9 protein-coding genes and 3 tRNA genes are annotated in these 12087 nt (G+C 33.6%); 6 read left to right on the forward strand and 6 right to left on the reverse strand.

The features are described 5' to 3' along the window. The first annotated feature begins 615 nt into the window (after positions 1 to 615). A complete protein-coding gene (locus IW20_RS11915; protein WP_035622410.1) occupies positions 616 to 1701 on the forward strand; it encodes an outer membrane beta-barrel protein in 1086 nt (361 codons plus the stop codon). A 148-nt stretch (positions 1702 to 1849) separates the two neighbouring features. Here IW20_RS11915 and IW20_RS11920 read toward each other — a convergent pair whose 3' ends face one another. From IW20_RS11920 to IW20_RS26105, 6 genes are all read right to left on the reverse strand, one after another. Next, positions 1850 to 2749: an N-acetylmuramoyl-L-alanine amidase gene (locus IW20_RS11920; RefSeq protein ID WP_035622412.1), complete on the reverse strand. Its 900-nt coding sequence runs from the start codon at positions 2747 to 2749 to the stop codon at positions 1850 to 1852. Positions 2750 to 2783: 34 nt separating this feature from the next. Next, positions 2784 to 3281 (reverse strand): hypothetical protein, encoded by a 498-nt coding sequence (locus IW20_RS11925; RefSeq protein WP_035622413.1) that lies wholly within the window; start codon positions 3279 to 3281, stop codon positions 2784 to 2786. 45 nt (positions 3282 to 3326) lie between these two features. Continuing rightward, positions 3327 to 4640, reverse strand: coding sequence for a 30S ribosomal protein S12 methylthiotransferase RimO (gene rimO / locus IW20_RS11930; protein ID WP_035622415.1), 1314 nt, complete (start codon positions 4638 to 4640; stop codon positions 3327 to 3329). Between the two features lie 231 nt (positions 4641 to 4871). After that, positions 4872 to 6851, reverse strand: coding sequence for a T9SS type A sorting domain-containing protein (locus IW20_RS11935; RefSeq protein ID WP_035622417.1), 1980 nt, complete (start codon positions 6849 to 6851; stop codon positions 4872 to 4874). Between the two features lie 142 nt (positions 6852 to 6993). Next, positions 6994 to 8499 carry an OmpP1/FadL family transporter gene (locus IW20_RS11940; protein WP_035622419.1) on the reverse strand — a complete coding sequence of 502 codons (1506 nt, stop codon included), beginning with the start codon at positions 8497 to 8499 and terminating at the stop codon, positions 6994 to 6996. A 43-nt stretch (positions 8500 to 8542) separates the two neighbouring features. Beyond that, a complete protein-coding gene (locus IW20_RS26105; protein WP_035622421.1) occupies positions 8543 to 9613 on the reverse strand; it encodes a hypothetical protein in 1071 nt (356 codons plus the stop codon). Positions 9614 to 9713: 100 nt separating this feature from the next. On the opposite strand from IW20_RS26105, the gene proS reads away from it, so the two are divergent. The 5 genes from proS to rpsT all read left to right on the forward strand — a co-directional run bounded on the left by proS (position 9714) and on the right by rpsT (position 11981). Further along, positions 9714 to 11192 carry a proline--tRNA ligase gene (gene proS, locus IW20_RS11950; RefSeq protein WP_035622422.1) on the forward strand — a complete coding sequence of 493 codons (1479 nt, stop codon included), beginning with the start codon at positions 9714 to 9716 and terminating at the stop codon, positions 11190 to 11192. A gap of 76 nt (positions 11193 to 11268) precedes the next feature. Continuing rightward, a tRNA-Glu gene (locus IW20_RS11955) sits at positions 11269 to 11340 on the forward strand. Positions 11341 to 11388: 48 nt separating this feature from the next. Further along, a tRNA-Glu gene (locus IW20_RS11960) sits at positions 11389 to 11460 on the forward strand. Positions 11461 to 11504: 44 nt separating this feature from the next. Further along, a tRNA-Glu gene (locus IW20_RS11965) sits at positions 11505 to 11576 on the forward strand. A gap of 153 nt (positions 11577 to 11729) precedes the next feature. After that, positions 11730 to 11981, forward strand: coding sequence for a 30S ribosomal protein S20 (rpsT, locus tag IW20_RS11970; RefSeq protein WP_035622425.1), 252 nt, complete (start codon positions 11730 to 11732; stop codon positions 11979 to 11981). The last annotated feature ends 106 nt before the right edge of the window (positions 11982 to 12087 follow it).

Consider the following 12087-nt stretch of genomic DNA (forward strand, 5'->3'; position numbering starts at 1 on the left):
GGAGAGTTGTTTTCTTTTAAATTTTTTTCAGACAAAGTATTTGTCGGTTAAAAGATTTCTAAAGTTTTTAAACAATGCTTTGTTGTGTTTAACTCTTTTTTTTAGTCATTTTTTTATAGTTGCGTTAGTTTGTTTTAGGTATTGTGTTTTGTAGGAATTTAATTTAGAAGTTTTTGAGACTGTGTTTAAGTGGTGAATTTCGGGTTTATTTATATTTTTATTTTTTAACCCTATTTTTTTATGGGTATATTGTTTTAAAAGTTATTATTTTTAAAAATAACCCCTAATTAATTTTTAAATTATTTTGTGTTTTGTTGTTTTTGTGTTGGAATTGTGTTTTTGTTGATTGTTGTATCTTTTAAAAATACACCAGTAAAATGTTAAATAATAATAATTGAGTAGTGTAATTTCTGTAATCTGTAATTCTTTCCAAAACGAGTCAAAAAAATAATTTTTATGTGATTAACTAATATAAAAGTTAATAAATTCGCCTCAGAAACATGTTTTAAAATACTGCAGTTCTTTGATATCATATAGAATATAAATGGCATTTATAAAAAATAACCAAACCAATTATTAACTATAACCAGATTATAAATTAAAACCATCTAAAACATGAAAAAAGTAATACATATTTTAGCTTTGATGTTAACGAGTTCTTTTGCTTTTGCCCAAGAAGACAAAGAAACCACTGCTCCAGCAACTACGTTTGGAGGATCAGCGGATGTTTATTACAAATATGATTTTTCTAAACAACAAAACGGCTTAACTAGTTTTACAAATTCTCAGGACTCATTCGAACTAGGAATGGCATCGCTTGAAGCTTCACATAAATTCGGAAAAGCTTCTGCTTTTGTAGATTTAGGATTTGGAACAAGAGCAACGGAGTTCTCTTATAATGAATATAATAATAATGAATCCTCTTTCTTGATTAAACAATTATTTTTGAGATATGATTTAACGGATAGTTTTTCTATAACAGCAGGTAGTTTTGGTACTCATATAGGATATGAGTTATTAGATGCCATAGATAATAAAAATTACAGTATGTCTTACGCGTTTTCATACGGGCCATTCTTTAATACGGGAGTAAAAGCGCAATATTCAAACGGAGAGTTTAGTGCTATGTTTGGTATTACAAACCCCACAGATTTTAAATCGGCGATGGAAGCAGGTTCTAGTCAAAAAACGTATATTGGACAAGTGGCATATATAGCTGATACGGGTAGTGCTTATTTAAATTTTACATCAGGTAGTACAAATCCGACTCCCGGAACTACAGTTGTGCCAACGGGAGAAAATAAAACACAATTTGATTTTGTGGGAACCAAGGCAATTAACGATGCGCTTTCTTTAAGTTTTAATGCAACTTATGCTAAAACGACAAATGATTTTGATAGTGACCTTAATGGAGAATGGTTTTCGTTAGTAGGATATGCATATTATAAGTTCAAGGATAATCTTGGATTAGCTTATAGAATAGAATATTTTGATGCCAAAGATGCTGCCGTGAGTTTAGGAACGCTTGCGGGTTCTAGTGTTTTTGCAAATACGTTATCACTTAATTATAAAGTTGGAAATATGACGATAATTCCAGAGGTAAGATTAGATAGTGCTTCCGAAGATGTTTTTCTTGACAGTAATTCTGCCCCAACTGGCAAGATGGTCTTCGCATTGGTAGCTGCTACTTATTCTTTTTAAGATATTAAGATTGATATTTTTTTTTTTTTTTAAGCTGTCAAAACATAACTATGTTTTGGCAGCTTTTTTATTTATAATTGTTTCTATAAAAAAGAAACACGTTTTAGAAGTTTCTAAAACGTGTTTTATATATTGAGTAATCTCTTTTTTATTGTTTTTTGTAGATAGAATAAATAGTATTTATTGTTTTTCGATCTAGTACACCATCAACTTCAGTTTGAATATAATGAAGTTTAAAAGCAGTAATTGCAGATGTAAGATTTTTTGTATTGTATCCTATAATGCGTAAAGCAGGTTCTATTTTAAAATCAAACGGAGCTTCTTCTAAAAATTCATCTTGCCAAATTCCAAAACCTAGACCAGCAAGTGTTTTCCAAGGAAACAATTTACTAGGGTCTTGTTTTCTTCCAGGGGCAATATCAGCATGTCCTAAAATGTTTTGTGCTGGAACGTTGTATTCTTTTTTTAATCTCGTTAATAGAGCTATTAAGCTGCTTATTTGTGATTCAGAGAAAGGTTCAGTTCCGTTATTGTCTAATTCAATACCTAGCGAAGAAGAGTTAAGATCTGTATTTTTTCCCCAAGTCGAGTTACCTGCGTGCCACGCACGTAAATAATCGTTTAGCATTTGTACTACCTTACCATCTCTAGATATAATATAATGAGCACTTACTTGTGTTTTTACTTTAGTAAAAGTATTTACCGTTTGTTGTAAAGAATCCTGTGCTGTATGGTGAATAATGATGAAGTTTGGTTTACGTAAATTAAAATTTACCGTACCAATCCATTCTGTGTTTATACCATTTTGCAAAGAAGTAGATCCGGTTATCGAAAGTGAATCTCTATAAATATGTAATTGCTTAGCATACGAAGTGTCTATACTTACAGCTACGGCAGGTGCTGGTATAGGCTGAGCTTCTTTGCTGGTAATTTTATCTTCAAGAGTCTTAAGCTGTTGGTCGTATACTTTTTCGCTAGACTTATAAGGATTTGTTGAGCAAGAAGTAATTGCAATTGCTGTAATCAGACAGTAAAAATACTTTTTCATATCTTGAAATTGTTTTTAGGTTTCGTGAAAACAATTATTTTTTCTTTTTCTTAGATTTTTTAGAGCTAGTTTGATTTTTGCGTTGCTCCATAAAAACAGTGTATTTCTCCTTTTGATCTTTATTTAAAAAATCAGATACTCTCTTATTAGTAACTTCAGAAAGAGCTTGAATTTGTTTTATTTTATCATCTTGGCTGCTACTTTCGTTTTTCAAAAGTATGCCTTGTTCTTTTATACTTTCAATCAAAACATTCGATACTGCAATTTCTTGTAATGCATCAAGGTTAAGTTCAGGCTTTAATTCTTCCATTATTGTGGCAACAATTTCCTCAACAGGAGTCTCTTTGGGTTTGCTGGTGTTACCCATCTGTCCCATACCTTGGCTCATACTACCATTCATTCTGCCGCCGTAGCCACCACCACCATAACCATTACCGTAGCCGTTTCCATAACCATTTCCGTATTGAGCAGAAACAGGGTTTGCAAAAAATAACATAAAGGCAAATACTATTGCTGCTTGAATTGTTTTCATGTCTTATGTTTTAAAATCTAAATATTCAAAAAATGTAATGTAAATTTAAACAGGTTCACCGTATAAATCAAATTCTGTAGCTTCTATTATTTTAATATTAACAAATTCTCCAGTTTTTAGATAGTTTTTAGACGCATCAATTAATACTTCGTTATCAACATCAGGGCTATCAAATTCTGTTCTTCCCACAAAATGAGCACCTTCTTTTCTGTCAATAATACATTTAAAAGTTTGTCCAACTTTCTCTTGGTTTAAATCCCATGAAATTTGCGATTGTAATTCCATGATTTCGTTAGCACGAGCTTGTTTTACATCATCCGGAACATCATCTTCTAGTAAATAAGCATGTGTGTTTTCTTCATGAGAATAAGCGAAACAACCCATTCTGTCAAATTTCATTTCCTGAACAAAATCTTTAAGGATATTAAAGTCTTCTTGAGTTTCTCCTGGGTAACCTACAATAAGAGTCGTTCTAATAGCCATTCCAGGAACAGCATTACGGAAATCTTTTAATAGTTTAGTTGTTTTTTCCTGAGTTGTACCACGACGCATCGATTTTAAAACCGAATCCGAAATGTGTTGCAACGGAATATCAATATAATTACAAATCTTTGGCTCGCGTTTCATAATCTCAAGAACATCCATTGGGAAACCAGTAGGGAAGGCGTAATGCAAACGAATCCACTCGATACCTTCTACTTTTACTAAAGCTTCAAGTAATTCACCTAAATTTCTTTTCTTATATATGTCAAGACCGTAGTAAGTTAAATCCTGAGCAATCAAGATTAATTCTTTTACACCGTTTTTAGCTAAGCCTTCAGCTTCTTTTACTAATTTTTCAATAGTTTGCGATACGTGTTTTCCACGCATAAGCGGAATTGCACAAAAACTACAAGGTCTGTCGCAACCTTCAGCAATTTTTAAATAAGCGTAATTTTTAGGAGTTGTAGTTAAACGTTCGCCTAATAATTCATGTTTATAATCGGCACCTAGTGCTTTTAATAATAGGGGTAATTCAGTTGTACCAAAATATTGGTCTACATTAGGAATTTCTTTTTCTAAGTCAGGTCTATAACGTTCAGACAGACATCCTGTCACAAAAACCTTATCTACTAATCCTTTTTCTTTTTTATCGGCATACTCCAGAATCATGTTTACCGATTCAGCTTTAGCGTTATCGATAAAGCCACAAGTATTTATAACAATAATATTGCCTTCTTCAGCAGCAGGAGCTTCATGTGTTACTTCCTTTCCGTTAGCGCGAAGTTGACCCATAAGTACTTCACTATCATATACATTTTTCGAACACCCAAGAGTGATTACGTTGATTTTGTTCTTTTTTAAAGACTTGGTTCTCATACTTTTATAAATTGGAGTGCAAAATTACATTTTTTATTCCTAGAAACACCATGATTCCTCCTTTTTTCTGATGTTGTTATAATTGGTTTTAGAAGCTTTTCCTGCTGTCCGCTATATCTTTTTCTGTCTAAAGAAGCCAGAAAAAGGATGCCGCTCCCATCAGGGCTAGTGTAGAAATAAAAAACCACTTCAAGGATATAGAAGTGGTTTTAGGATTATAGAAAATTTAAACTAGTTTTTAATTAATTTTTTTGTTACAAGTGTATCTTCATTAATGTGTACAATATAGATTCCTGGTAAAGTTGAATATGTGCTTATTTCGATTAAATTATCAGAATGCATTGTTTTGTCAATTCTTATTTCGTTTCCAGACACATCAAAAAGTTTTATTTTTTCTGGATTTTTAAATTTGTTTACGTTTTGAATGTAGAAATTATTTGTTATCGGATTTGGGTATAAACTTAAATTACTGTCTATTACTAAAGAATTGTTGTCAATGTTTAGTAAGTTGTCAGTTGCAAGATTAGAATGTAAACTTTCCTGATTTTTTGCTGTAAGCGTGGTCTCGTTTTCATCATTTGTTGTTAATCTTGCGCTTCTTCTTCCTATGGCTGGCGATGGAGTTCCTCCTGAAAGACCTCCTCTTTCTATGATTCCTGTTCCTAGAGGTATTGGTTTTATGGTAATGTTTATTACGTTGCTAATGCCGATTATTGCGTTGTTTTGAATGGCGAGTCTTCTGAATTTACCGCCACCTTCACGATTTCTTTCTCCTAATTTACCTAATCCTCTTTCGGGAAAAATATAGGTGCAACTGGAGTTTGTGGCATTTGGGATACTTGTCCATATTGTAGTTCGAGTACTTCTTTGTTCTTCTTCTATTTGCCATTGATAAGAAATGGAATTATCCAATACGTTTCCTGTGAAAGCTGTAGGCTGAGTTGTTGCAGATGCTAATTCTTGGTCGCAACAAATAGTATTTTTAGGGGATGGAATGGTTGAAACCGTAATGTATTCGCTAAAATTATATTGTCCGTCGTTACTTATTGCAATCCTTCTAAATGAGGTTGTTTGAGTGAATGCATTTGTTGGGGTGTAATTTTGAAATGTTGCACCAGTAATGTTAGCCCAATTATTGCTTCCTATTTTTTGTTGCCATTGATAGTGCGTTATATATGTGTTTTCAAAAGATCTACTTAGGCCTGTAGTTGAAGCTGTACCGATTAAAGGAGCGGACTTGCTTCCAGGAGAAATTGATTGGTTGTCAAAAATGTAATTGTTTTGAATTAGACCGCTAGTTTTTGCTGTAGCATAGATGGTAATTGTCTTTATTCCTTGGAAGCTGAATGAAATTTTTAAATAGGAATCTGGAGTTATGTCAGAAGATTTTATTTCTATGTTATTAAATGTTATGATGCCATTGGTAATAGTCGGTGTTATCCCTTTCCCTTGATTTAAACTTACCTTTGTCTTTGTTTTGTCACCTATTAAAATGCCAGCAACCGGATAGTAGCCGAGCTCAAGTTTTGATCCATAGGTACAATTGTAATCAAATGTCAAGTTAATACTGGTAGTTCCAATTTCACCACGTTCGTAATCGGGAACGACTATTGTGTTATTTATTAATGGTAATCCGTTGCTGTATGAAATACTTCTTAAATTTATATTTGCTGTTGCTGGTTTGTATGGTTCATTTCCTGTTTTTGTACCACCAATAAGTTTGAATGTTAATTTGTTAGAAGTTTTTTTTGCGTTTTCTCCTCTGTAAGTAAAAACAATAGAGCAACCAGTATTGTATACAGTAGCTCTTTTTAAGCGTAATTTTTGGCGATAAGTATGACTGTATCTTGTGCCGTTGGGAGTTAGTTTTATTAAATTTTCAAAAAGAAAATGAGGAACAACTCCGTTATTGTAATATTCAGCAGGTTCATTATCAAAAGAATTTGGCTCATAAAAGTAACCATTTGAAAAACCTTGGTAGATGTTATTATCGCTACCTGTATATGATACTTTTACATCAAATTCTATGTCTAAATCATCGACTCCGTTAAAGCTGATTGTGTTATTTGGTAGAGCCAAACCATTGGTTACTATGTTTGATATTTCGATACTAACCTTAGGGTCGTAATTAGTGTTTACACTTTTGTTTGTTGAGTACAATGTAGAGTTAACTAATAGCAATGCAATAAAGTAATTTTTTAGCTTAATCATAATTTATTGTTTTTAAGTTAATTACTAAAATATAGTAAATAAACTACAAAAACAAATGCTACGTGATTAATTGTAGGATTTTATTTAAAAAAAAACAGTCAGCTAATAGCTGACTGTTTTTAAATTCATTTTTATGTTTTAACTACAATTCAAATAGCATAGTCAAAGAAACGTTGTTGAATTTTGTATTAATATTAGCTCCGTCTGTAAATCCTTGGCTAAAAAATGCTTGTTGAGAATTTCTCTTAGCATAAGAGTAAGCTAAATCTACTTTAGTAGAGCCGAAATTATATCCTAAACCTCCAGAATACCCGTTTAAATCACCAATGGTAGAGCTGTTTTTGTATGGGCTTTGTTCAAATCTGTAACCAGCTCTTAAGCTAAGTAGTTTGATTTTGTATTCCGCACCAATACGTACTTCACTACTATTTGTTAATTGGTCGCTCATGGTGTTGTTTACCCCTCTAAAAAAGCTATCGTTTGTAGGTTTGAATTTAGTGTTGCCATAATCTTTAATAGCGTAATCAACACTTAGTAATCCAGTTTTCCCAAATACGTATGCAAAACTTGCGGTCCATTTTCCAGGAGTTTGTAGTTTGTAAGGTTCAAGTACATTGATAATTTGTGGATCCACTATTCTATTAGGTAGTTCTCCGGCATTGTTGCTACTTACTGTTACTAATGATTGAGTGGTTTCGTCATAGAGTTTGTACCAAGTATTTGATTCGTAGGCAAGACCTAATCTTATTTGGTCAGTTACTTTTGCGATAGCTCCTATTTGGAATGAAAAACCATTTCCGTAAGTATATAGTTGATTGTCAAAACGCAATCTATTTATTCTGTCAATTGCTGTTGTATTATTGTTGTTATCTTCGTAAAAACTAGTATTTCTGGTGTAATCGGTAAAATGAGAATTTAAGTTTACACCAATGTATAATTTGTCTTTATATGAAGTGGCAAAATTGAATGATAATTTGCCGTTATAGCCATTCGAATAAATTTCATTTTCCTGATAGTAATTTCCTCCGGCTGGAACATTAGACGTGTATTGGGTATTCTTGTCGTCCAGAGTCACAGGGTTAATGATGTATCCTTCGTAGCCCATATAGGCCTGTTGTGCACCATAGTTTAAGTTGCGATAATATGAATTTTTTATTAAGCCTAATGGAACAATTCCGTCAGCGTAATTTAAAAAGTATTTGTCTACAGAATTTGTCGGGTTTGTTCCAGCTGAGAATATTGCATCGTTGTAGTTGTTAGTGTTCTCGTAATTAACGGCTACAGCTAATTTTTTCCAGTTGCTTTTGGAGTCATAGTTGTTAAAAACTAAAACTCCTCCAGCTTGGTTTAATATAAACGAATTTTCGCTTTCGTTAGTTTTTGTTCCAAAATAATTGGAGTTATTCTTGGTGTTGTAATTGCTTAATGTTACGCCAAACTGATTGTTTGCAAATACAGCAGAACCTGCAGGGTTAACATTTAACGAAGATAAATCTCCACCAAGTGCTCCAAATGCACCACCCATAGCGCGGAAACGAGCAGTTCCGTTTAGGTTGTCTTGTGAGTAACGCATTGCGTCAGATATACCTTGTGAGTGTGCTGCGCTAATAGATAGTCCGGTAAGGATTAGGAATATATACTTTTTCATGTTCAGATAAATAGGTTTTAATTTGTTTTAAAGAAGATGTAAATTATCTTCTTCCACCACCAGAGGATCTTCCGCCTCCGCCACCTCCGCCGCCAGACATTCTGCCACCGCCACCACCTGATGAGCTAGGGCTATATGATCTTGATGGAGTGCTAGAAGGGGTATAGCTTCTAGTTGGACTAGATGAACCAGGATTGTAGCTTCTGCTTGGAGTGCTACTGCTGTTATTTCTTCGTGTTGGAGTATAAGTGCTATTTTGTGAACCTGAAGATTGATCTCTTCTTGTGTAATTAGAATTACCGTTGTTGTTATAAGAGTCGTTTCTTCTGTAATCAGTATAATTTGTGTTACCGCTTCCTCTTCTGTTAGTGTTATAGTTAGAGTTTTGAGAATCCGTTCTTCTGTAATCACTATAGTTACTATTTCCTCTTCTGTTAGTGAATTCTGTAGGTCTGGAATTTGTATAATTAGTGCTTCCTCTTCTGTTTGTAGAGTAGTCAGAGTTTCTAGAATAACTTCTGTTGTTATAATATGTATTGTTACGGTTTATACTGTTATTATAGTAAGAACCTCTACGGCCATAGTTATAAGAGTAGTTATTGTATCGGTAGCCACCATAATAATAAGGTCTGTATCCGTAATAAGGGTAGTAGGATGGATATCCCCATCCGCCACCATAATATGGGTAACCCCATCCGTAACCGTAGCCAAAGCCACCATAATAAGGATAGCCAAAACCAAAAGATAATCCCCAAGTATTTGGGTATATGTTTACAGATACATCCTGAACATTGCTTCCCCAGCCAGCATAACTAATGCTTGAGTTTGTTATACTGTCATCAGATTCGTTATAAGAACCGTAATTATCAACATTTGTGAAGATTTCTGTAGGTTCATCATTGTTTTGTAGGGAGCTAAAATAATCTTTGTATTGATTATTAGTGCCGCTTGTAGTAACTCTTTCGGTGTAATTATTAGATGATGTTCTATATATGCCATCATTGTCATAGTAAGAACTATTTTGATAAGAACCACACGAAGTTACTAGAAAACACAATAGGACTGCAATGGAAAAAAGAGCCGTGTTTTTTTGGAAAAAAATATTAGTTTTCATATCTGTGGATTTTTTATTGTTGGACAATACAAAAATAGTTAGTTTTGTGAAACTATTTAGTTAAAATAAGTTAAACAAAATTTGTGCCAAACTATTCAATATGAGTAAGAACCTTACTACAAGATCAGAAGATTATTCAAAATGGTATAACGAGCTGGTTGTAAAAGCGGATTTAGCCGAGAATTCAGGAGTTAGAGGATGTATGGTTATTAAGCCGTACGGATATGCTATTTGGGAAAAAATGCAAGCTGAGTTAGATCGAAAATTTAAAGAAACAGGACATCAAAATGCTTACTTTCCGTTATTTGTTCCAAAAAGCATGTTTGAGGCTGAGGAGAAAAATGCAGAAGGATTTGCAAAAGAATGCGCCATTGTTACTCATTATAGATTAAAGAATGACCCCGACAAACCAGGGAAGCTTATGGTTGATCCTAATGCGAAGTTAGAGGAAGAGCTAATTGTTCGTCCTACGAGTGAAGCTATTATATGGTCTACCTATAAAGGATGGGTACAATCATATCGTGATTTACCTTTATTAATCAATCAATGGGCAAATGTGGTTCGTTGGGAAATGAGAACTCGATTGTTTTTAAGAACAGCCGAATTCTTGTGGCAAGAAGGACATACAGCTCACGCTACGAAAAGTGAAGCTGTTGAGGAGTCTGAAAAAATGATGAATGTATATGCTGAGTTTGTTGAGAATTTTATGGCAATTCCGGTTGTAAAAGGAATCAAGACAGAAACAGAGCGATTTGCAGGAGCGGAAGAAACCTATTGTATAGAAGCGTTAATGCAGGATGGTAAAGCATTGCAGGCAGGAACGTCTCATTTCTTAGGGCAAAACTTTGCAAAAGCATTTGATGTGAAATTTGCAAATGCCGAAGGAACGCAAGAATATGTGTGGGGAACTTCTTGGGGAGTTTCTACGAGATTAATGGGAGCTTTAGTAATGACGCACTCAGATGATAAAGGATTAGTATTGCCTCCAAATTTAGCACCTATACAAGTGGTGATTGTTCCTATTCATAAAACAGACGAGCAGCTGGATGAAATTACGGTTGTGGTAAATGAATTGGTTTCTCAGTTGAGAAAACTGAATATCGCTGTGAAGTATGATGACAGAACTACACAAAAGCCAGGATTCAAGTTTAACGAGTATGAATTAAAAGGAGTGCCGATACGAATTGCGGTTGGTCCTAAAGATTTAGAAAATGGAACTTTTGAAATTGCAAGAAGAGATACTTTGACAAAAGAAACGGTTTCGAAAGATGGAATTGTGACTTATGTGAACGATTTATTGACTCAAATTCAAATTGATTTGTATAATAAAGCATTAGATTATCGAAATACTCATATTACAGAGGTAAATAGTTTTGATGAATTTAAAGATGTTTTAGAGAATAAAGGTGGCTTTGTATCAGCTCATTGGGATGGAACTGCAGCTACAGAAGAGAAGATTAAAGATTTGACAAAAGCAACAATTAGATGTATTCCTTTAGATGGGGTAGAAGAAGCGGGAACCTGTGTGTTTACTGGGGATTCTTCTTCAAGAAGGGTGCTTTTTGCTAAGGCATATTAATTTTTTTAATTTTTTTTGCTTCAGCTATTGTACATCTAAAAAACAGTTGTATCTTTGCAACCGCAATACAGAAGCAGGCCCGTTCGTCTATCGGTTAGGACGCATGGTTTTCATCCATGTAAGAGCGGTTCGATTCCGCTACGGGCTACTACTTTTTTTTGCGAGTTAAAAGTTATTTGAAGATTGAAAATAAAATGGCCCGTTCGTCTATCGGTTAGGACGCATGGTTTTCATCCATGTAAGAGCGGTTCGATTCCGCTACGGGCTACAATTTCAATTTTGAATAATTAATAAAAAACTTAGAAGAATACTGGTCCGTTCGTCTAGGGGTTAGGACTTCAGGATTTCGTCCTGGTAACAGGGGTTCGATTCCCTTACGGACTACTAAAATTAGTTGTGAATAAGTTTTGTAAAATAAGAGCTGGTGTCTCGGTTTTTGTTTTATTAGTTAAAGCTAAAGTGATTGTTTTTGCAATTGTGGGAGGCTTTTCTTTTTTAACTAGTATTTATAATTATTACATCTAAAATTAAAAGAAAATGGCAAATCATAAGTCAGCATTAAAAAGAATCAGAAGTAACGAAAAAAGAAGAGTACTTAACAGATATCAACACAAAACTACTCGTAATGCTATCAAAGCGTTAAGAATAGCTACAGATAAACAAGATGCTACTTCAAAATTATCAACTGTAATTTCTATGATTGATAAATTAGCGAAAAAGAATATCATTCATGATAACAAAGCGTCTAATTTAAAATCTAAATTAACGAAACATGTAGCTAAATTGTAATCATACAATTTGCTAAAATATATAAAAAAGCTCTCTTTTAGAGGGCTTTTTTTTATGCTCAAAAGGCTCCTTAAGTAATTAGTTTTAATTGTTTAAGGAGTTTTTT

It is taken from the genome of Flavobacterium hydatis (assembly GCF_000737695.1).
In the GTDB taxonomy this organism is placed as follows: domain Bacteria; phylum Bacteroidota; class Bacteroidia; order Flavobacteriales; family Flavobacteriaceae; genus Flavobacterium; species Flavobacterium hydatis.